Consider the following 20,305-nt stretch of genomic DNA (forward strand, 5'->3'; position numbering starts at 1 on the left):
CATGCCCATCAGGCTGCGCCACATCACATTCGGCCTCCTCCTTCTCGCCGTCCCCGCGCTGTCCGGCTCGTCGGCCGTGACGCCCGTCGATCGCATCCGCTACGGCAAACCGATCTGCGCCGAGTTCGCCGATGTCGCCGGGCTGTACCGCGGCAACGAGGTAGCAGTGCTCGGCGTACCGGTCGGGGTGGTGGATCGGATCGAACCGGTCGGCGATCGGCTGCGCGTGTCGATGCGGATTCGCCCCGATGTAGTGGTGCCGGACGGCACGAGCGCGGTCACCCTGGCCGACTCGATCGTCACCGATCGTCGCGTCGAACTGATCCGCCCCGCCGACCACGGCCCCGAACCGCAACCGGGCCACTGTATTCCACTGTCGCACACCAAAACGCCCGTCGGTATCAGCGAAACATTCACCGTCATGCGCCAATTGAGCAACGACCTCGGCGGCGATCACACGGCGGGCGACACCCTGCGGAATCTGGACCGCGCCCTGCACGGCACCGATGCCACCGCCAACGACCTGCTCGGCCGAGCCTCCGCCGTGGCGGGCGACCCCCGGACCCGCGACGCGTCGCTGCGGCGGCTGATCGACAATCTGGACACGCTGACCACCATGTTCGCCGGGAACTGGCCCGATATGCAGCTGCTGCTCGAGCATCTGCGCGACGGCCTGGAGGTGGTGGACGGGCTCTCGGCGAACTTCGCGCCCATGATCGACCTCTCCAACCAGCTGCTGCCGGTGCTGGCCCGCCTCGCCGACACCTACGGCCCGAGGATCTACCCGATGCTCGACGGCCTGGTGCCCATGGCCCACGCCGCATTGCAGAGGTCGGGCGATATCCGAGATCTCCTGTCGCACATGGCCGGGCCGCGATGATCCGCCGCTGCGCCCTGATCCTCACCACGCTGGTGATCGCGTCCGCGTGCGGTCTCGATCCGACCGATATTCCCGTGCCGGGCACCACGATCGCGGGCGCGAGCTATCCGATCCGGATCGAGTTCACCAGCGTGCTGAACCTGCCCGCGAAGGCGAAGGTGCTCGCCGACGGCCTGGAGGTCGGCGTGCTGGACCGCGTCGATCTCGCCGACCGGCGGGCGGTCGCCACCGTGAAACTCCGTGCGGGAGTGCGGATTCCGGCATCCAGTACGGCCGAGATCCGGCAGGCCACGATCCTCGGCGAGCCCTATATCGCGCTGCTACCCTCGCACGATCGCGCCGAGCCGTCGCTCGAGCCGGGGGCGACGATCCCCCTCGCCCGCACCCGCCCGCCGGACAGCGTCGAGGATCTGCTGCGCGGCATGGCGAATGTGCTGGCCAACGGCCGGTTCGGCGATCTGGCCGAGGCGGTCGCCCGCGCCAACACCGCCTTCCCCACCGACGACGAATACCGCGCCCTGGCCACCGAGTTACACACCGATCTGCACGACATGGCCACGGGCAGCGCCGATCTGGATCGGATTCTCGACGGGGCCGCCCGCATGAGCGGCGACCTCGCGGCCCGCAGGAGCGCCGTCGACCGGGCCCTGGCGCTCGGCCCGGCCCGGGCGGCGGGGCTCGCCGATGTGCTGTTCGGCGTGGTCGATCTCGCCGTCGGCCTCGGCAAGCTGGCCGGACCGGCCGGTGCGCTGGTGTGGCCCATCTACCCGCAAACCATGGACATCTACCGCGCCATGCGGCCGCTGCTGCTCACCGTCGCCTCCGCCGACACCACCGTGCCCATGAATATCGACAAGCTGATCACCCTGTTGCGCGACAAGCTGATTCCCTACTTCGGCGCACCGCCGAACATCCGCGTGACCGGTCAGGTCGCCGCCGACCCCGCACAGCAGGCCGATGCGCTCATCGCGGCCCTGCGATCGATCGGAATGGTGCCATGACGCTTCGCCCACTCACCTCGCTCGCCGCGCTGCTGGCCACCACCGTCGCCGGACTGGGATATCTCGGCCTCGGCGTGCTCGACCTGAATCCCTTGCGCCACACCACAACCGTCACCGTGCGGATGGCGTCCTCGGGCGGACTGATGGACACCTCACCGGTCGACCTGCGCGGCCTGCGCATCGGACGCGTCCGCAGCCTCACCCCGACCCGCGCGGGCATCGACGCGGTCGTGGAATTCGATGCGCGATACCGGATTCCGGCCGACAGCCCGGTGCGGGTGGCGAACCTGTCCGCGGCGGGCGAACAGTATCTGGAATTCCGGCCGGACTCGGCGGACGGCCCCTATCTGAGCGACGGCGCGGTGATCCCACCGGATCGCGTCCGGGTGCCGGTCACCGCCGCCGAGGCCATGGCCGCGATGAACAACCTGCTGGGCCAGCTGGATCCGACCGTGGTGGCGCATCTCGTCGACACCGTCGACCGGGCCACCGCCGGGCGGGACGCCGAGCTGGATCGGCTCGCCGACAGCGCCGATCTGTTCGCGCGAACGCTGCGCGACAAACGGGCGGCCATCGCGCGGCTGTGGGGCAACCTCCAGACCCTCGCCGACGATCTCGACGGCCACACCGCGACCCTCTCTCAGGTCGCCCCGATCGTCGCGCGCGCCGATCCGGAGGTGGTGCACCTGATCAGGGCCTTCCAGGACTACTCCCGGGTCGGCGAGAACATCTGGGACGACTCGCTGAATCCGGTGATGCGCAAGATGAACGACTACGCCGGGGCCCTCGCACCGGATCTGGCGCTGCTGGCGACCGCCATTCGCCCCGCCACCGCCGGACTGCGCTCGCTGCGCCTGGACGCGGGCTCCATTGTGGACCTGCTCGACGGCGCGTTCCCCGGCGACGGGGCCGCCCGCATCACCCTCTCCCGCCCGAACTGACCACCATTCGAAACCCCGAGGACCACCATGACCGTCGAACTCGACCGCACCGACCGCCCCGGCTCCGAAGCCCACGACGACCCGATCGGCGAGTCCCCGTGGGCGACGCGTCTACTCGCGGCCGCCGCGGCGATCCTGCTCGTCGTGTCCGCCCTGCTGACGTGGTGGTGGCATCGAGATGCCCAGCAGCTGAAGGAACTTCGGCAGCACGCCGCCGACAGCAACCGGGCCGCCGATATCGCGAAGGACTACGCCACGAAATCCCTCACCTACGATTTCCACCACCTCGACGCCTTCTTCGACAGCGTGCGCACCGGCACCACGGGCGCCCTTTCCGACCGCTACAACACCGTCCACGACACCCTGAGCAAGATCATGACCGAGGCGCAGGTGGTGGCGCACGGAGACGTCGCCGCTACCGCGGTGTCGCCCAACGGAAACGGCCTCTACTCGGTCACCGTCTTCGCCACCCAGACCACGCAGAACGTCCAGCACCCCGACCCGGTGACGGCCTCGACCCTACTGACGGTCACGGTCCAGCACACCGACGGCCGCTGGCTCGTGTCGGACTATCACGCGCGCTGAGTGCGTACCGCCAGCACGCCCGCGGCAATGAGCACGGCGGACACCGCGGTGAAGACGATCTGCGGACGATCCAGCGTATTGTCACCCGCCAGCAGATAACAATCGATATTGATCAACCAGTGGCCGATCGCCGCGGTCAGCGCCCGCTGGCGGAAGCTGCCATTGCCGAGATATCCCAGAATGACCGCGATTCCCATGGCCGAGGCGAAGAAACAGATCGCGGTGACCGGGCCCGCCGCGAATGCCTGGATATGCCAGAGTGCCCACACCGCACCGGTTATCGAGATCGCCGCGAGCCGGGAGACGCGCGATTCCAGGATCGGCTGCATGAAGCCCCGCCAGCCGAGCTCCTCACCGCCCGCGCCGATCAGTTGCAGCACCAGGAACACCAGGAAGGGCACCCCGCCGACCGCCGCGGGGCCGACCGTGGCAATGCCCGCCACCACGGCCGCCATCGTGATCAGCAGCCAGAACAGCACGCACGCCGCGACCACCGTCAGCACATCGAGGCCCACCCGCCGGGCGGACACCGGTTCGGGTCGCAGGCGATTCACTGTGTTGCGGAACGTCAGCCAGGTCGCGAGCGCGCCGAGCGCCGGACCGAACTGGACCAGCGACAGCGCCGCCGGATCGATGCCCGAGTGCGGCTGAACCGCGAGGAGGACGGCCGAGGCGATGAGTGTGGACAGTACATAGACACCGAGTGCGGCCCAGGCATGCGCCTCGGCCGGTGACTCCACCGCGCGGGTCGGGCTGTTGCTCATGCCGATGACACTGCCCGGTCGGTATTCGCCGGTGGATCACCCGGAAGTCTCGATCACCTCTCATACCCGGGTAGCGTCACAGGAAGGTGATGCTCTGCACCATGCCGGTGCCGCTGGAAATGCCCCCGGTCAGGCATCCGATGACCGTCTCCGGCGCCCACACGTTGTAGTTGGCGACGATCCGAACCCGGCCACCCGCGCCGAGCCCGTCGACGACCGCCAGCTCCCCGACCGTCGGCTGCACCATCCCGACCGGCCAGTCGCCCCACACCGTGCTGGTCGCCCCGTTCGACCAGTCGACGGTGAAGGTGAGCGGCCCGTCGGCGGGCTGCACACAGCTCGACATCGACCTGTGCACCCCCGCAACGGTGGCGCCGGTAATGCCGTCGATGCCGACACAGTCCTTCCACACACCGGACGTCACAAAGGTGACCTGCCGCGGCACCATCGAGATCGACCCGTCGACGACATCCCACCGCAACTCACCCCCGGAACAACTGCCATGAATGGGATCGGCGTGCGCGGCGCCACACACCGGCACCCCGGCAAGCACGGAAAACAACACCCCGACAAGGACTTTGACCGGTCCGGACACGCTGTACCTCATACTTTCAGCCAATTATCCAGGAGCATAACGCCCGGTGGGGATGCGGACGACAGGGCAAATATCTGCTACCGCCGCGCGCCCGCACTTGCCCGCCCGATCGCCACTATCTACTATCTGTGTACGCAAATAGTAGGTGGTGCGCCTCGGTCGACGATGAACGTGAGGAGTTCCTGGTGCAGGCGAGTCCGATCCCCACCGGAACCGTCCTCGGGACCGACCTGCAACCACAACACGTCCGGCCGTCTCCCGGGATCGAGATCCGCGCCCTGCCCGACCGCGAGTCGATCGTCGCGAAACTGTCCGCGGCCCTCGCCCCCGGCGGTGTGCTGATCGTCTCCGACTGGGACGGAATGGAACCGGATTTCATCCTCTTCTCCCCGGACCAGGAAACAACCGACATCCTCGGCAAATTCAGAGACACCGCCATGGTCCTGGCCGAATCGGCCGGGATGGACTTCTCCTGGGCCCGGAGGGCAGGCAGGGCATTCGGGGCGGCCGGACTGACCGACATCGGTACCCGGGGTTCCTGCGAATCCTGGGTCGGCGGCAGCCCCGGCTGCCGCCTGCTGGGCCTGCACACCCTCCTGCTCGAAAAGTCCTTGACCGCAGGCGGATTGACTCCCGCGGAACTCGCCCACATCCGCGCGGCGGTAACGCGCCCCGACCTGATGGTCTGGTCGTACCAGCTGTACACGACGACCGGGCGCCGACCGTGACCGTGCCGCTGTCCGTCCTCGATCTGTCCCCGATCAGTGCCGGGTCCACCGCACAGCAGGCGCTGCGCAATACGATCGATCTGGCGCGGCATGCGGAGCGGTGGGGCTATCACCGGTACTGGCTTGCCGAGCATCATTTCGCCGCGGTGGCCGGATCCGCCCCGGCCACGCTGATCGGCCTGGTCGCCGCCGCCACCGCACGGATTCGGGTCGGCTCGGCGGCGATGCAGATGGGCCACCACACCTCGGCCTCCGTCGTGGAGGCGTTCGGCACGATCGACGCGCTCCATCCGGGCAGGCTGGACCTGGGCCTCGGGCGGTCGGGTCATCGTGGCGCCCGGTACGCGGCAGCCGCCGAGCCGAAAGGATCTCGGCCCGAGTCGGATTCGACCGCCGGGCATGCGGTGATCCGTGACGGCGTCGTGGTGCCACCACCGTTCGACTGGAACCGCATCGTCGATCGATCGAAATCCCGTGCCGCCCTTGCCGCCCTACAGCAGCGCGGCGCGCAGCCGCCGGATTTCGCGGAGCAGGTCGACGAGGTGTGCGCCCTACTGGACGGGACCTTTACCGGCGCGGATGGTATTGCGCTGCACGCGGTTCCGGGTGAGGGCGCGCAGGTGCAGCTGTGGTTGGTCGGCAGCTCGGCGGGCGAGAGCGCGGAAATCGCCGGGCGGCACGGACTTCCGTTCGCCGCGGCCTACCACATCGCGCCGGGTACCGCCCTGGACGCGGTCGCCGCCTATCGCGCGGCCTTCCGGCCGTCGCATCACCTGTCCCGCCCGTATGTCGTGGTGTCCGCCGATGTGGTTGTCGCGGTGGATGATACGACCGCCCGGCACCTGGCCTCGACCTACGGTCACTGGGTATACAGCATCCGCAGCGGCAGCGGTGCGGCGGACTACCTCGACCCGGACACGACCGCACCGCTGACCCCGGAGCAACTGCGCCTGGTAGAAGACCGACTGGCCACCCAGTTCGTCGGCGCACCCACCACCGTCGTCGACCGCCTCCGAGCCCTGCGGCAAGCCACGGCCGCGGACGAACTCTTGATCACCACCATCACCCACCGCCACGAAGACCGCCTGAAATCCCACCGCCTCCTCTCCGAGGCGTGGCGTTCGGCTCAGGGTTTGTCGAGGTAGGTGAGGACGGCGAGGACGCGGCGATTGTTGTTGCCGTCATCGGTGATTCCGAGTTTCTCGAACAGGGAGGTGGTGTACTTGCTGATGGCGCTCTCGCTGAGGAACAGGCGCTGGGCGATGGCCTGGTTGGACAGTCCTTCCGCCATCAGCGCGAGCACGGAATGTTCGCGCTCGGTGAGCCGTTCCAACCGCCGGTTCGATAATCCATTGGACAGCAATGCGGTGATGACCGCCGGGTCCATCGCGGTTCCGCCGTCGGCGACGCGCTCGAGGGCGTCGATGAACTGGTCGGCGTCGAACACGCTGTCTTTGAGGAAGTAGCCGATCCCACTGGCGCCGTCGGCCAGAAGTTCACGGGCGTAAAGCTGTTCGACGTGCTGGGAGAGGATCAAGATCGGCAGTCCGGGCAGCTCCCGGCGAGCGGCGAGCGCCGCCCGCAGGCCCTCGTCCGTGTGGGTCGGCGGCATCCGGACGTCGACGATGGCCACGTCCGGCCGCCAGGTCAGCAGCGCGTCGAGGGTCTCGGGACCGGTGGCCGCGGTGGCCACCACCCGGTGTCCGTAGGCGTCGAGGAGACGGACGATCCCGTCGCGCAGGAGGTAGAGGTCTTCGGCTACGACGATTCGCATGGCAGCACCATCCTCGCACTGGTCGGGCCGCCGTGCGGGCTGGTGACCTCCAGGGAGCCGTCGAAAACGGCGAGGCGGCGGCGCAGCCCTTCGAGCCCGCCGCCGGGGCGCATGCCCGCCCCGCCCCGGCCGTCGTCCTCGACCTCGACGACGAGGCCGATATCGTTGCGGTCGAAGGAGATCCGCGCCCGCGTCGCGTGCGCATGCTTGACCGCGTTGGTCAGCAGTTCGGCGACTCCGAAGTACACGGCGGACTCGATCGGCGGGTCCAGGTGTAGTGGGAGGTCGGCGCTGACCGTCGTTTCGAGTGGGCTGTCCATGGCGAGGGCGCGGACGGCGTCGACCAGCCCGCGCTCGGTCAGCACCGGCGGGCTGATGCCCCGGACCAGCTCGCGGAGCTCGGTCAGGGACGCGCGGGCACCGGCGCGTGCCTCCCGCAGCAGCGCCATTGCCCGGTCGGGGTCGGTCTTCATGAACCTCTCCGCGGTCGCCAACGAGAGCCCGAGCGCGACCAGCCGCGCCTGCGCCCCATCGTGCAGGTCCCGCTCTATCCGGCGGATCTCGGCGGCCTGCGCGACCGTGATATCCGCACGCTGGGAAGTCAATTCATCGACCCGTTCCGCGAGCGTCGTCGCGGGCGGCGGGCGCAGGAAGCGGACGGATACGGGCTCGACCAGCCGCCAGGCGTAGGGGGCGGCGGCGGTGGCCACGACGATGCCGAGCACCCCGGCGAGGGAGCTGGCGAACCCTGGTCGAGCGAGTCCGAGGACCGCCACCGCGACTCCGGCCGGGGGGACGGCCGCGGCCACGCCCGCGGTGACCGGCGCGATCGCCGCGAATCGCAGGTCACGCCACGTGGCGGGATCGCTCCACCAGAGCCGCAACCGCTGATCCTGGTGGGCGTCCCGGCTGCTGCGCTCGTAGGAGTAGCCGTTCCACCAGTATCCGGTCGACATCCGCACCACCGGCCCGGCCTGCCGGTATCCGGCGGGAATGACGGTGCCCGTCCACCTCGCGACGAGGAAGCGGAACACCCGGCACACCTGGCGCGAGAGCAGGAGCGTGCCGAGGCAGGCCCACACGAACGGCGCTATCCACGACCACGGGTTCGCGCCCCACCAGATATCGATCCCCGCCATGGCAACCCATACGGCGGGGACCAGCATGCTGACGGCCAGCACAACGCAGGCTCGCACGAACCCCACGCAGGCTCTCGCCATCCACGACATCAGTTGTCGCACGACCCTTTCCTCTCCTTCGCGGCGGCCCTCCCTGTTCACACTGCACCACGGCGCGACCGGTCCCCACCGGATCGGCGGTGAAGTGGGTCTGGCCCCACCCATCCGTACGTCCAGGCGCATACCTCGCCCGCCGTGCGCTCCCTAACGTCGATCACGCCGGAAATACAAGAGAGGCAACGGATATGGAAATCACCGACAACATCACCCAGGGGGCCTTCGGCAAGACGAAGGTCCTCGTCGCCACCTACGGCGCGCTCAATCTCGCCCTCCTCGTCGTGGTCGTTGTCCTCGCGGTCACCGGCCACGAGGTGAGCTCGTTCATGTGGGGCAGAACAGGCGGAGTGCTCGTCAGCGCCGCGGTGACCTACCGGCTGTCGGTCATGGCGGCACAGGGACACCGATCGGCCTACCGCCGGGTGCGCATCATCTCGATCGTCATGCCGATCGTGATCATCGCCCTCGACTGCATCCCCGGAGCCCTCCCGCTGTGGTTCGCCGCGATTCAGATCGCCAGCGGCCTGTCCCTCGCCTCGATCAACCTCGTCCGCGAGCGGGCCGTCCGATGACCGCCATCGACATCGTTTCCACCGCCAGCCCGTTCGCGGTGGCACTCCTCGGCGGCGCCGTCGCGTCGCGCCGCGCGCGCCGCCGCAACGAGAATCCGATGGATGCGTGGATCCGCTGGTGCATAGCCGGGATCGTGTATTTCAGCCTGTGGGTCGTGGTGTGGTTCTGGGCAGCTCCCGAATTAACGGCCGACGCAGTAGGTTTCGCCCGTTCGCCCTTCCAGTTCGAGGTAGCGGGCGCAAACCTGGCCACCGGAGTACTCGGCCTGATAGCCTTCCACCGCCCCGAATGGCGCCTCCCCCTGACCACCGCCTGCGCAATCTTCTGGTGGCACGCAGCCCTCGGCCACATCTACCAAGCCCTCGCCCACCACGACCACACCTACAACAACACCTACGGTCCCCTGACCATCGACCTCCTACCCGCCGCACTCATCCTGCTCTTGGCCCGCCAGCGGGCGGCCCGGGACGCCGAACGGTAGGAGATTCCTTGCGGCGCAGCATATTTCACCCTGATTTCCAACTAGCCGGGAGGCCGCATCGATGAAGGTAGCCTCCCGCACAGACCACCTCACCCCGCCTCCACAACGCTGCCGTCACACTCCCTACCTGCGGCACCGGTGTAGTCGCGGAGTTCGAGATAGACCCCCGGACGGTCATCCCTGTCGTCGTCATAGGCGGCTCCGACAAGAAGTACTGCCCTACCCTCTGCGCCCCCGATCGGCGAAGTTTCCTCATGGGCGAGGAACCTTCGTGCTCGCGGGACGGCCGATCACCGATGCTGAAACACTGGTGCAGCTGACCATGGAAGACTTCGAGACGGCGATCGAGGTGCCGCGAGCTGAGAGGATCTACTTCGGTGGAATTTCGCGGAGGTGACGACTGGGACGATCTGTTTCACGAGTGCCGAGAGTCGGCCTATCACATGGAGGTTCGTGACACCTATGCGGTAGCGAGTGAGTCCGAGCCGCTGCGGCGATTCCTCGAGGGTGAACCGCCGCCGGTCTACGACAAGTCCGACTGGACCGACCTGATCCGGGAGATGACGGGACGCGGCGTCGCGGTGAGCCGGATCCGCGTCGTCACGGTGCCGCACAGTGATTACCAGCGGTGGCTGTTGTCGGTGACCGGTGAGAATGTCGGAGCGGGCGAGGACATTCGTTACCTGCCAAGGCATCTCGTCGATACCGCCGATGTTCCGGCGGATGACTGGTGGCTGTTCGACGGGCGGCGTGTCGCGTTCAATCTGGTCGACCAGGCCGGGTGCCCCGCGGGTGTCGCGGTCACAACCGATCCGGAGATCGCCGCGTACTGCCGGGCTGTCCGACAGCGGCTGTGGCCGTCGGCGACGCCGTATCGGGAGTACATCGACGAATCCCCGGTGGACAGCCGGTAGTGACCGATTCAGTCCATGAAGCACGGGAAGCTCTTGGCAAGCGGCTCCGCGAGATTCGCCGCGACGCCGGAATCACGGGCCGAGAGCTTGCCGCGCGCGAGGGCTGGCACGAATCCAAGGTCTCCCGAATCGAGCACGGCAAGGCCAGGCCATCCAGCGCCGATCTGCACGCCTACTGCCTGCATTGTAACGCGAACGAGCAGTTGCCCGACCTGCTCGCGAGCCTCCACAACATCGACTCCGCATGGTTGGAGTGGCGGCGACTACTCGGCACAGGGGTGACGCGCGGTCAACAACTGGCGTTGAAGCTCGAATCCGAGACGACTCTCATCCGGAACTACGAACCACAGATCGTCCCCGGCCTCCTGCAAACCGCAGAGTACGCCGAGGCCAAGCTCCGCCGGGTGATCGAATTCTTCCGCCTGCCCGATGATGTGGACGCCGGAGTGGCCAAACGCATGGAGCGCCAACAGATCCTCTACCGCCGTGACCGTCGCTTCCACTTCCTTATCAGCGAGGCATCGTTATACACGACGGTGGGAGACGACCATGTGATGCGGGGCCAGCTGGACCGCCTACAGGCGATCATCGGAATGCCCCGCGTCACACTGGGAATCGTCCCACTGATGGCCGAAGCGCTGGTCGTGGCCGAGGGTTTCATGATGTTCGACCACCGCATGGTGAAGGTCGAAGCCCACACCGCCGAGCTGACAGTGACCCAACCCCGCGAGATCGCGCTGTACGGCCGCGCTTTCGACACCCTGGCCGGTCAATCGATGAAGGGTGACGCAGCGCGGGAGCTGATCTGTCAGGCTCTGGATGCACGTTCCAGGTGACTGTTCGCATACCCGCCCGTCACATCCTCACCGGAATACCCGCTGGCATGATTGCCATCCGATTCGGATGCCAAGGCACCTCCTCCAGCGGAACCGCGAGGCGGAGCTGTGGTAGGTGCTCGAGCAGTACGAGGAAGGCCGTAGTCGATTGTCGCCGAACCAGGTGCGCCCCCGGGCAATGATGGCGGCCGTAGCCGAATCGCATGTGCGGGTTGGGGGAGCGGGTGGGGTCGAAGGTGTCGGGGGCGGGGAAGGCGGTGGGGTCGTAGTTGACCGCGTCGAGAGAGAGGAGGATCAGGTCGCCCTTTTCGATTGTCTCGGTGCCGAGTTCGCCGTTCTCGGTGACGAAGCGGGGGATTGCGTTGCCCAGCACGACACTACAGCGCAGCAACTCCTCCACGCAGTGCGGCATCGTCTCCGGGTGGGCGCGGACGGCTGCCATGACTTCGGGGCGCTGGAGGAGATGCAGGACCGCGACCCCCAGGAAACTGGCGAAATCCTCGTAACCGCTGACGAATAGGACCGCCGCGATGTTCGACAGCTGCCTGTCGGTGAGGCGGTGGTCGCCAATGTTGAGGTCCGCGAGGCGATCCAGCAGGCCGCGGGGCTCTCCGGGTCGCCGGGATGCCATGTGGGTGTGCATGTAGTACCGGATCTCTTCCCAGTTGTGGGCGAGCTCGTCCGGGGTGGGGGTGACCATGGTCAGGTCGAGATCGGCTCGGACGGTGAGCCATTCGTGATCGGCGAACGGCAGACCGAGCAGGCGGCACATGCATTGGGCGGCAACCCATTCCGCGAAGTAGCGCTGAACATCGCCAGGCTCGCCCTCGCGAACCATCGCATCCAGTCCCTCGCGGGTGACCTCGGCAACCCACTCCGCAGGCAGGTCGGGCTGATTGCGGCCGAGCGCCCTGAGTGCTTCGTCGCGCAGACCGGCCTGCTGGAGGTGGTTCATGGCATCGAGCAATTCGGGTGCCAGGATCGGGGTGTCCTGCATCGGACTGTCGGTATCGGCGAGGATTGATCGAGCAAACTTACGCTCCCGCAACACATGTCGGGCCAGCTCATACCCGGTGACCAGCCACGCCTCGTCACCGGAGTTGGTGCTGACCCGGGCCACGGGGCAGCGGGTCCGCAGGTCGTCGAGTTCGGGAGCGAGCCGGTCGCCCCGGGAGCTGAAAGGATAGTGCGGCAGAGCTTGTTCGGAGACGGGTCCGGTCATGGTCTTCGGCCTTTCGTAGGGTCGGCGAGGGGCGTCACCAGCGCACCGGCAGCCGTGCCGGTGCGCGCAACGGCGTGGACTCGTCCCACGGAATCGACTCCGCGGGCACCGCGAGCGCGATATCGGGCAGCCGCTCCAGCAGCACCCGCACGGCGACGGAAAGTTGCAACCTGCTCAGATGCCCGCCGATACACGAGTGCGATCCGTGCCCGAACGCAATGTGCGCGTTGGGTTTCCGGTTCAAATCGAGCCGGTCGGGATCGGCGAACGCCGCCGGGTCGCGGTTGGCGGAGGCGGGGACCGGCACCACCGCGTCACCGGCGCGGATCTGCCGACCGTGCAGGACGTAATCCTCCTCCGCGACAAGGATATTGATGGCATTCATCAGCGGCACGAACCGCAGCAACTCCTCCACCGCGGTATCGATCCCCTCGGGGTCGTCCCGGAGGCTCCGCAACTGCTCGGGGTGGGTGAGCAGTGTCAGTATGGCATTGCCGGTGTGCTGAATATTGGTCTTGTAGCCCGCCATCAGCATGGTGACGACAAAACTCACCACATCGTCCCGAGTCAGAGTGCCGTCCGCCAGCAAGATACCGAGGTAATCGTCGCGCCCGCCCTCGATCTCCCTGCGGGACACGAGTTCCGACGCGTAATCCTGTAGCGCGTACAGCGCCGTCAGCACCTCCTCCATCGACAGCCCGGCGGCTCCGAGCAGGGTGAGGGTGTGCGGAAGATACGTTTCGCGATCCTCGTGCGGAATCCCGACCGTCTCGCACAGCACCTGCAACGGCAGCGGGTCGACATAATGCGCGACAAGATCCGCCGGATTGCCCTCGGCCACCATCGCATCGATCAGTCGATGCGCCATCGCCCGGATTCGCGGCGCCATGAATTCCAGCCGCCGCCTCCCGAACAGCGGCAGCACGGCCCGGCGCACGCGTTTGTGCTGCTCCCCGGTCATTTCCAGGAATGTCGGCAGGCACGGCGGCGGTGCGTCCGCCCCGTCACGCGGCGGCCAGGCCGACAGCAGCGGCCGCACGAGCCGCGGATCGGCGAATGCCGCGCGCGCATCCTCGTAGCGGCTCAGCAGCCACCCCGTCTCACCATTGGGCAACCGCGCCTCGACGACAGGCTGCTCGGCACGCAGCCGGGCATACGCGCACGGCGGCCCCGCGGTGCCCGGCTCGACGGCCGGAACCGGAATAACCTCACGCTGCTTCATGATTGGGACCCCCGCGGCTGCGGCCGGGCGATATACCCGGAGGAGAAGAAGAACTCCAAGTACCGATCGATCAGATCGTAATCGACCGGTGGGCAATGCAATCCACTGTCCGCCAGCGCCTGTGCGCTATTGCGCCGCCCCAGCACCGGGAAAGTACCCTCGAGATACATCTCTTTGACCGAGATGTCGGCCTTACGACTTCGATCCACGCACAGGGAGACGAAAGGTGCTGTGGGACTGGTCGGATTCTCGGCGACATGCCGCACCAACTCCCGCACCCACCGGTCGTACGGCAGCATCCGAAGCTCGAAACCCTTGGCCCGCATGCGATCCAGCACATCGCCGAGCATCGCCGGACGCGGATTGGTCAGGTGGTAGACCCGCCCGTCGGCACGCCGATGCGTGGCGATGTGCACCACCGACGCGGTGAGATGATCGACGGGAACGAAATCCATCGGTAGCGCGATATCGGGAGCCAGCCCGGTGTCGGCGATCATCTTGAACAGCGAGCAGATGGCCGTCGAGGTATCGCACGCGCCGTGCACCCGATCGCCGGTCACCTCGTACGGCCGGTACACGGCCACCGGCAGACCCTGCTGTGCGGCATGCCGGAGCACACCTTCGGCAACCCACTTGCTCTCCGCGTAACCCATGGTGAGCCGATCGGCATGATCCAGCGGCATATCCTCGTCGACCACCCGCACTCCGGCCGTACCGAACCCGGCGGCGACGGCGACGGTCGAGATGAAGTGCACGGGCACGCGCCGGGACGCCGCCAGCTTGACGATCTCCCGGGTCCCGTCGACATTCGCGGGCCGCAACTCCTCGTAGGGATAGAGGAAGTTGACCTGGGCGCCGTTGTGCACGATCAGATCCAGGCAACCGGTCAGCTGCTCCGCGTGCCCGGCCGACAGCCCGAGCCCGGGCTCACGCAGATCCGCGGGGAAGCATTCCACCCGCCGCCACGCGGCCTCGTCCGGGCACAGGTCGAAACGGGCCAGCGCGGCACGCACCCGCTGCTCGGCATGGGCGCGATTCGATGCCCGGACGGGACAGTGGATGCGCGCCGATGTCACGCGCAGCAACCGATCCAGCAGGTACGCGCCGACGAATCCCGATGCGCCCGTGAGCAATACGTCCCGCGGCTCCTCCGGACGCGGGGCCGGTCCGACGGCGGGCGGCAGCTCGAAGCCGAGTTCGCACTCGCGCGTGAAATCGATGACCGGCTCCGGCCCGGTCGATCCGCCGCGCCCCGCGCGCACGGCCGCGGCGAAGCCCTCCAGCGTGGGCGCGGCCAATAGCGTCTTGACCAGCGTCGACCCGAGCCCGGCGTCGAGACCGAGCACCGCGAGCGTGCGGGTGACGACCTCGGAGGCGAGCAGGGAGTCGCCACCGAGCAGGAAGAAGTCGTCCTCGGGCATGGGCCGGACGCGCAGCACCGTATGCCACACCTCGCCGAGGACATCGAGCAGGCCCCGCGCCTCGGGCCGCGCGGACGGAGACTGGGTGCCGGTCTGCAACCGCCCACGGTCGACCTTGCCGCCACTGGTCACCGGGAAGCCGTCTATGGCAACCAGCGCCGGAACGGCTTGCGGCGGAAGCCATTCCGCACAGTAGCGCAGGACATCGGGCAGCGACAGCGCGCGATCGGGCCCGGCGGCGGTGAGATAGCCGGTCAGCGCCCCGGATTCGACCTGGACGATGGCCTCGCCCACCGCCGGGTGCGCCCGCAACCGCGCCTCCACCTCGTCGAGTTCGATGCGGACCCCGCGCAGTTTCACCTGACGGTCCAGCCGCCCACGGTATTCCAGCACACCGTCGGCGGTCCGCACGGCGAGGTCACCGGTCCGATACAGCCGCCCGTGCGGCTCCACCGCGCGGAACCGTTCGGCCGTCAACTGCGGGTCGCCGAGGTAACCCAGCGCCAAACCGTCTCCGCCGACATACAATTCACCCTCCTCGCCCGGCGCCGCCGCCGAGCCGTCGGGCCGCAGGATGTGGCAGGCGGTACCGGCGAACGGGCGGCCGATGGGGACATGCGTGGCATCGCCGGGCAGCGGGCGCAGCACGTAGGCGGTGGAGACCACCGAATTCTCGGTCGGCCCATAGAAATTCACGACGGTGGTGTCCGGGCAGGCGGCCAGCACCGCATTCGCCAAACGTGGATCCATCGCCTCCCCACCGGCCGACACGAAACGCAGCCCGGCCAAAGCCTGCGGCCGAGTCCTGGCGACCAGATGGAACACACTGGTCGTCAGATAGGCGATCGTCACGCCCCGCGCACGAATCAACTCCTCGAGAGCCAACGGCACCAGCAGATCCTCCCGATCGGCGAGCACCAGGCAGGCCCCGGTGAGCAACGCGCCCCAGATCTCGATCGTGGAGGCATCGGAAGACAACCCATAGGCATGCAGCACCCCGTCACCGTGATCGGGCGGAGATAATTCGGAGTCCGCCAGCACCAGCCGCACCACGCCCCGATGCGGGATCGCCACCGGCTTGGGCCGCCCCGAAGAGCCGGAGGTGAAGACCACATAAGCGCAATCGGTAGCAGACGCGACGCAAGGCGTACCAGCAGAGTCCCCCCTCGCGATCCCGGCATGCTTTTGGCCGGGATCTCCTGCGGCAGAGTGGTTTCCGCCCAAGAGCGCGCCGGAATCACGAGGAGGACCAGCCCCGTCGATAACGTCGAGTTCGATACGAATGCGCAACCCCCGGACCCGATGCGTGCTGTCCGGAAGCGCAACGGCGGCACGGAGTTCCGTGTCCTCCGCCATGGCCCGCAGCCGGGCAGGCGGCAGATCCTCGTCGAGCGGGACGTACGCGCACCCGGCCTTGAGGATGCCCAGCAGCGCGACCAGCGCCTCCAGGGATCGACTGCCGCACACACCGACTCGTGTCCCCGGCTCCACACCCTGCGCGAGCAGGCGCGCCGCGAGGGCGTCCGAATGAGCGTCGAGCTGCCCATAGGTCAGCGTCCGGTCCCCGTGCCGGGCCGCTAACGCGTGCGGCCGGGCGGCGGCCTGCGCCTCGAAAAGCTCAGGGATGCAACGATCCCGAGGATATCCGGGCGGATCGCACGGCGGGGCCGCGGTGTAGGCATGGGGGAGCGGTAGTACCGAGGTGTCGATGTCTGCCATGAAGTCCTGCTCACTGGTGGTGTCGCGGTATCTCTTGCCTGACAGGGAGTTTCGGTGCGGTTTGGGTTCAGCCGCCGGTGGCCTGGTCGGCGAAGTCGGCGGCGAATGCGGCGAAATTCGCGGTGCGCCAGTGCTGCGGGCGCATGCGGAAGGTGACGTCCTCCTCGAGCTGGGCCGACGTCGCCGCCAGGTAGGCGTCCGCCTCCGCGGGATCCAGGTAGCGCCGGGCCATGGCCTCGCGCGCGGCCGAATCCACCGGATCGGTGACCGAGGTGACGGGGCCCTCGACGCTCACATAGCGGTACGGTCGGCTCTCATCCTGCGCGCACAGGCTGAATCGTCCTGCCGCATGCAGGAATTGGGCCTTGATCGACTCCCGACCGGTCTCGATGACGACCTCGCCGCCCGGCTCGTAGAGGTACCACACCGGCACGAGCAGGGGCGCACGGCCGCCTCTCGCGTCGATGACTCCCAGGACGCCGATGCGCGGGTCGGCGAGAAAACGCTCGCGCTCGTCGGATGGCATGGTTGGCAACACGTGTTGATTTCCTCTCAGGACAAGGGGGATCGATGGTGGTGTCGTGGCTACCAAGCCTCAACAAGGCTGCGGTGCAACGTGTTACGCGCGGCGCAGCGAGTCGGGTCGGGCATGGGTGTATTTCAGCATGGAAGTGATCGTGGACGTCGGCCGTTCGCCTGACAAGATCGAAAACCCCCTATCCGGATAGCAGTTGTTCCGCGGCGGAGGTCGGGTGTACGGTGCTGCACATGCAGCACGCCGTGTTCACGACGACGCCGGACGACGTCCCGGCGCGCTGACCGATGTTCTGATCGAAGCCCCGGGCGAGTGCCCGGGGCTTCTTCGCGCGGTCACTCGCCCCCTACCAGGAGGAGACCCGCGTGTACGACCACCGGAAACTGGGCCGGGAGCTCGGCCTGTTCGATACCGATCCGCTGATCGGAGCCGGACTGCCGTACTGGCTGCCCGACGGGGCGATCGTGCGCCACGGCCTGGAGGAGTACATCCGCACCGCGGAGCGGCGGGCGGGCTACCGGCACGTGTACTCGCCGGTGCTCGGCAAGCGCGAGCTGTACGAAATATCCGGGCACTGGGCACATTACAGCGACGACATGTATCCGCCGATGACCATCGGCGGCGAACAGGTGGTGCTGCGGCCCAGCCTGTGCCCGCACCACGCGGTGATCTACCGCTCCCAATCACACAGCTACCGTGAGCTTCCCCTGCGGATGGCCGAACTCGGCGCGATGTACCGCTCCGAATTATCCGGGGCGCTGGGCGGTTTGACCCGGGTGCGCTGCATCCATCTCAACGACGCGCACATCTTCTGCACCCTGGACCAGGTCGGCGACGAGGTCGCCGGGGCGCTGGCGATGATCGACTCGGCATACCGGGCGATGGGCATCCGCGCGGCCCGCTATCGCTTGTCGCTACCCGGCGCGGGCGGGAAATACGCTGCGGCACCGGATATGTGGCGGCACGCGAGCAAGCTGCTGACCGAGGCGCTGGACCGGTCCGGGCTGGCCTACGAGGCGGTCGAGGGTGAGGCCGCGTTCTACGGTCCGAAGATCGACGTGCAGGTGGCCGATCACGCGGGCCGGGAATCGACCCTGTCCACCGTGCAGGTCGACTTCTATCAACCCGAGCGGTTCGACCTGCACTACATCGGACCCGACGGTGCCAAGCATCGCCCGGTTATGGTGCACCGCAGTATTATCGGCAGCATCGAGCGTGCCGTCGCTTACCTGATCGAACAGCACGGCGGCGCCTTCCCCGCATGGCTGGCACCGGTGCAGGTGGCGGTGCTGCCGGTGTCTGAGGCCGATGAGTCCGGTGCCGAAGAGCTGCGGTATCGGTGTGCCGCAGCAGGTTTGCGCGCCGAGGTGATCGGTGCGGACGCGGGAAGTCTCGCCGCGCGCGTGCGTGCCGCGCGCCTGGTGCCGTATCAGTTCGTGCTCGGACCGGCCGAGCGCGCGAACGGCGACGTGGCGGTCCGCGTCCGGGATGGCCGCCGCCTGCCGGTCCAACGGTCCGCGGATGCCATAGCACACATCCGCGCACTCGTGGACAAGTACGAGACCCGATTGTGGGCCGACTGACCGGTCGGCGGCTTTCTCGGCTCCGGTAATGCGAAGCGGCCCAGCCGATCTGGGCTCGAAGTGTTTCCGATTGAAACGATCACCTCGACCCGATTCGTCTGCTACCTTCGATTACGTAACGCGCCTGGGGCAGTTGATGATTCAGCGAATGTGATCGTTTCTCGGCACCGGAACCGCTATCCCCGCCCGATCCCCGCTCCGGAAAGGAATGCCCCCACGAACGAACAACTCAGCAATAAACGGCCGCACCATCTGTAACCAGCGCTGACTACAACGAGGACGGCAACCGTGGTCTTTCACAATATCTCCACCACCGCCCAGAACTCCTCCGGCACAAGCGAAACCGCCGGAGAAGGCATCTCCGGCTACGCTCCGAAGAAGCCGACCGAGTCCGCCCCCGTCCCACCCCACGATCCGGCGCACCCGATCGCGCAGTGCCCGCAGGACCCCAGGATCGGTTGCGAAACCTCCCCACAGGCTCAGATCGTCTTCAACCTGGTGAGCGCACTCTTCGGAACCATAAAACGAGCCACCGAGGAGCAGGCCACGGTCTCGAACGATCCGGTCCCTACGGCCGGGCCGATCACGAAGAACGCCGATCAGACAGCGCGGAAGGTTACAGACGACGTCCCGCGGCCGGACGGAACCACGTAGCCCGTAGAGCGGAGGCCCGACGTACCCACCCCGGATACGTCGGGCCTCGCGCGCACAGAAAACAAGATGCCCGGACCAGATATGCGCCCTACGGTCGACGCGCATGGAGCACCCAACCCTTCGCCCAGCCGTACCCGCCGACGAACCCTTCCTCTGGGCCATGCTTTTCGAGGCATCACATTTCGGCGAGTCCGGCGCAACATCCCCGGCCGACCTGCACTCCGTTCCGGAATTAGCACACTACGTCGAAAACTGGGGCACCACAGGAGGTCTGGGCATCATAGGCAGCATCGACAACAAACCACAGGGCGCAGCATGGCTCCGCCTCCTAACCGGAAACAACGCAGGCTACGGCTACATCAACGACACCACACCAGAATTGGCAATAGCAACCGCCCCGGAAGCCCGCGGCACCGGCCTCGGCACCGCAATGCTAACCCGCCTGATCCACAACGCCCACTCGATCTACCCCGCCATCAGCCTGAGCGTCCGCGACACGAACCCGGCCCGCCGCCTATACGAACGACTGGGTTTCGTAGAGGTACCCGACTCGGCAATGATCAACCGAGTCGGAACAACCAGCCGCACAATGCTTCTGCGCTGGCGCTGAGCGTCAGTCGATCAAGTCGCGTATCGCGGCGA

The 20,305-nt window shown here is 67.5% G+C and carries 20 protein-coding genes and 1 pseudogene; 13 read left to right on the forward strand and 8 right to left on the reverse strand.

Annotated features, from left to right (window positions below):
* Position 1 precedes the first annotated feature (1 nt).
* The 4 genes from HPY32_RS10200 to HPY32_RS10215 are packed head-to-tail and all read left to right on the forward strand — an operon-like array spanning position 2 to position 3,407.
* Positions 2-880: an MlaD family protein gene (locus tag HPY32_RS10200; protein ID WP_067590845.1), complete on the forward strand. Its 879-nt coding sequence runs from the start codon at positions 2-4 to the stop codon at positions 878-880.
* Complete coding sequence (locus HPY32_RS10205) at positions 877-1,881, forward strand: MlaD family protein (RefSeq protein WP_067590842.1); 1,005 nt, start codon at positions 877-879, stop codon at positions 1,879-1,881. The genes HPY32_RS10200 and HPY32_RS10205 overlap by 4 nt, the downstream gene beginning before the upstream one ends.
* Positions 1,878-2,822: an MlaD family protein gene (locus tag HPY32_RS10210; protein WP_067590840.1), complete on the forward strand. Its 945-nt coding sequence runs from the start codon at positions 1,878-1,880 to the stop codon at positions 2,820-2,822. The genes HPY32_RS10205 and HPY32_RS10210 overlap by 4 nt, the downstream gene beginning before the upstream one ends.
* 27 nt (positions 2,823-2,849) lie before the next feature.
* Positions 2,850-3,407, forward strand: a complete 558-nt coding sequence (locus tag HPY32_RS10215; protein ID WP_082871566.1) for an Rv1363c family protein — start codon at positions 2,850-2,852, stop codon at positions 3,405-3,407.
* Here HPY32_RS10215 and HPY32_RS10220 read toward each other — a convergent pair.
* Entirely contained in the window at positions 3,395-4,171 is a 777-nt protein-coding gene (locus tag HPY32_RS10220) for a CPBP family intramembrane glutamic endopeptidase (protein ID WP_067590837.1), read from the reverse strand. The two genes, HPY32_RS10215 and HPY32_RS10220, sit on opposite strands and share 13 nt — an antisense overlap.
* Positions 4,172-4,247: 76 nt before the next feature.
* Positions 4,248-4,778 carry a hypothetical protein gene (locus HPY32_RS10225; protein ID WP_156674577.1) on the reverse strand — a complete coding sequence of 177 codons (531 nt, stop codon included), beginning with the start codon at positions 4,776-4,778 and terminating at the stop codon, positions 4,248-4,250.
* Between the two features lie 173 nt (positions 4,779-4,951).
* Here HPY32_RS10225 and HPY32_RS10230 point away from each other — a divergent pair, with 173 nt between their 5' ends.
* Positions 4,952-5,494 carry a class I SAM-dependent methyltransferase gene (locus HPY32_RS10230; RefSeq protein ID WP_067590832.1) on the forward strand — a complete coding sequence of 181 codons (543 nt, stop codon included), beginning with the start codon at positions 4,952-4,954 and terminating at the stop codon, positions 5,492-5,494.
* On the forward strand, positions 5,491-6,639 hold the full coding sequence (locus tag HPY32_RS10235) for an LLM class flavin-dependent oxidoreductase (RefSeq protein ID WP_067590829.1): 1,149 nt from the start codon (positions 5,491-5,493) through the stop codon (positions 6,637-6,639). The genes HPY32_RS10230 and HPY32_RS10235 overlap by 4 nt, the downstream gene beginning before the upstream one ends.
* On the opposite strand, the gene HPY32_RS10240 is transcribed toward HPY32_RS10235, so the two are convergent.
* Complete coding sequence (locus HPY32_RS10240) at positions 6,621-7,268, reverse strand: response regulator transcription factor (RefSeq protein WP_067590826.1); 648 nt, start codon at positions 7,266-7,268, stop codon at positions 6,621-6,623. The two genes, HPY32_RS10235 and HPY32_RS10240, sit on opposite strands and share 19 nt — an antisense overlap.
* Positions 7,253-8,509, reverse strand: coding sequence for a sensor histidine kinase (locus tag HPY32_RS10245; RefSeq protein WP_197696559.1), 1,257 nt, complete (start codon positions 8,507-8,509; stop codon positions 7,253-7,255). Before HPY32_RS10245 ends, HPY32_RS10240 begins: the two co-directional genes overlap by 16 nt.
* Positions 8,510-8,691: 182 nt before the next feature.
* Between HPY32_RS10245 and HPY32_RS10250 the strand changes: the two genes are divergently transcribed.
* From HPY32_RS10250 to HPY32_RS10265, 4 genes are all read left to right on the forward strand, one after another.
* Positions 8,692-9,075, forward strand: coding sequence for a hypothetical protein (locus HPY32_RS10250; protein ID WP_067590820.1), 384 nt, complete (start codon positions 8,692-8,694; stop codon positions 9,073-9,075).
* Positions 9,072-9,557: a DUF6790 family protein gene (locus HPY32_RS10255; protein ID WP_067590817.1), complete on the forward strand. Its 486-nt coding sequence runs from the start codon at positions 9,072-9,074 to the stop codon at positions 9,555-9,557. Before HPY32_RS10250 ends, HPY32_RS10255 begins: the two co-directional genes overlap by 4 nt.
* Positions 9,558-9,934: 377 nt before the next feature.
* A complete protein-coding gene (locus tag HPY32_RS10260; protein ID WP_067590814.1) occupies positions 9,935-10,471 on the forward strand; it encodes a DUF6879 family protein in 537 nt (178 codons plus the stop codon).
* Positions 10,471-11,307 (forward strand): helix-turn-helix domain-containing protein, encoded by an 837-nt coding sequence (locus HPY32_RS10265; RefSeq protein WP_067590811.1) that lies wholly within the window; start codon positions 10,471-10,473, stop codon positions 11,305-11,307. The genes HPY32_RS10260 and HPY32_RS10265 overlap by 1 nt, the downstream gene beginning before the upstream one ends.
* A gap of 19 nt (positions 11,308-11,326) precedes the next feature.
* Here HPY32_RS10265 and HPY32_RS10270 read toward each other — a convergent pair whose 3' ends face one another.
* From HPY32_RS10270 to HPY32_RS10285, 4 genes are all read right to left on the reverse strand, one after another.
* A complete protein-coding gene (locus HPY32_RS10270) occupies positions 11,327-12,529 on the reverse strand; it encodes a cytochrome P450 (RefSeq protein ID WP_067590808.1) in 1,203 nt (400 codons plus the stop codon).
* A gap of 34 nt (positions 12,530-12,563) precedes the next feature.
* Positions 12,564-13,751, reverse strand: a complete 1,188-nt coding sequence (locus HPY32_RS10275) for a cytochrome P450 family protein (RefSeq protein ID WP_082871565.1) — start codon at positions 13,749-13,751, stop codon at positions 12,564-12,566.
* Complete coding sequence (locus tag HPY32_RS10280) at positions 13,748-16,891, reverse strand: amino acid adenylation domain-containing protein (protein ID WP_067590805.1); 3,144 nt, start codon at positions 16,889-16,891, stop codon at positions 13,748-13,750. The genes HPY32_RS10275 and HPY32_RS10280 overlap by 4 nt, the downstream gene beginning before the upstream one ends.
* 67 nt (positions 16,892-16,958) lie before the next feature.
* Positions 16,959-17,429, reverse strand: coding sequence for a pyridoxamine 5'-phosphate oxidase family protein (locus HPY32_RS10285; RefSeq protein ID WP_156674576.1), 471 nt, complete (start codon positions 17,427-17,429; stop codon positions 16,959-16,961).
* Between the two features lie 359 nt (positions 17,430-17,788).
* Between HPY32_RS10285 and thrS the strand changes: the two are divergent.
* The 3 genes and pseudogenes from thrS to HPY32_RS10300 all read left to right on the forward strand — a co-directional run.
* Positions 17,789-19,009, forward strand: a pseudogene (thrS, locus tag HPY32_RS10290) (threonine--tRNA ligase); the annotation flags it as partial.
* Between the two features lie 288 nt (positions 19,010-19,297).
* A complete protein-coding gene (locus tag HPY32_RS10295; protein WP_067590796.1) occupies positions 19,298-19,663 on the forward strand; it encodes a hypothetical protein in 366 nt (121 codons plus the stop codon).
* 103 nt (positions 19,664-19,766) lie between these two features.
* Positions 19,767-20,273: a GNAT family N-acetyltransferase gene (locus tag HPY32_RS10300; protein ID WP_067590793.1), complete on the forward strand. Its 507-nt coding sequence runs from the start codon at positions 19,767-19,769 to the stop codon at positions 20,271-20,273.
* The last annotated feature ends 32 nt before the right edge of the window (positions 20,274-20,305 follow it).

It is taken from the genome of Nocardia terpenica, from assembly GCF_013186535.1.
GTDB lineage: Bacteria > Actinomycetota > Actinomycetes > Mycobacteriales > Mycobacteriaceae > Nocardia > Nocardia terpenica.

Coding starts and splice junctions, on each gene's coding strand:
- HPY32_RS10280 (WP_067590805.1), bottom strand. CDS start 16,891: ATGGCAGACATCGACACCTCGGTACTACCGCTCCCCCATGCCTACACC.
- HPY32_RS10210 (WP_067590840.1), top strand. CDS start 1,878: ATGACGCTTCGCCCACTCACCTCGCTCGCCGCGCTGCTGGCCACCACC.
- HPY32_RS10250 (WP_067590820.1), top strand. CDS start 8,692: ATGGAAATCACCGACAACATCACCCAGGGGGCCTTCGGCAAGACGAAG.
- HPY32_RS10275 (WP_082871565.1), bottom strand. CDS start 13,751: ATGAAGCAGCGTGAGGTTATTCCGGTTCCGGCCGTCGAGCCGGGCACC.
- HPY32_RS10225 (WP_156674577.1), bottom strand. CDS start 4,778: ATGAGGTACAGCGTGTCCGGACCGGTCAAAGTCCTTGTCGGGGTGTTG.
- HPY32_RS10255 (WP_067590817.1), top strand. CDS start 9,072: ATGACCGCCATCGACATCGTTTCCACCGCCAGCCCGTTCGCGGTGGCA.
- HPY32_RS10205 (WP_067590842.1), top strand. CDS start 877: ATGATCCGCCGCTGCGCCCTGATCCTCACCACGCTGGTGATCGCGTCC.
- HPY32_RS10220 (WP_067590837.1), bottom strand. CDS start 4,171: ATGAGCAACAGCCCGACCCGCGCGGTGGAGTCACCGGCCGAGGCGCAT.
- HPY32_RS10200 (WP_067590845.1), top strand. CDS start 2: ATGCCCATCAGGCTGCGCCACATCACATTCGGCCTCCTCCTTCTCGCC.
- HPY32_RS10300 (WP_067590793.1), top strand. CDS start 19,767: ATGGAGCACCCAACCCTTCGCCCAGCCGTACCCGCCGACGAACCCTTC.
- HPY32_RS10240 (WP_067590826.1), bottom strand. CDS start 7,268: ATGCGAATCGTCGTAGCCGAAGACCTCTACCTCCTGCGCGACGGGATC.
- HPY32_RS10270 (WP_067590808.1), bottom strand. CDS start 12,529: ATGACCGGACCCGTCTCCGAACAAGCTCTGCCGCACTATCCTTTCAGC.
- HPY32_RS10215 (WP_082871566.1), top strand. CDS start 2,850: ATGACCGTCGAACTCGACCGCACCGACCGCCCCGGCTCCGAAGCCCAC.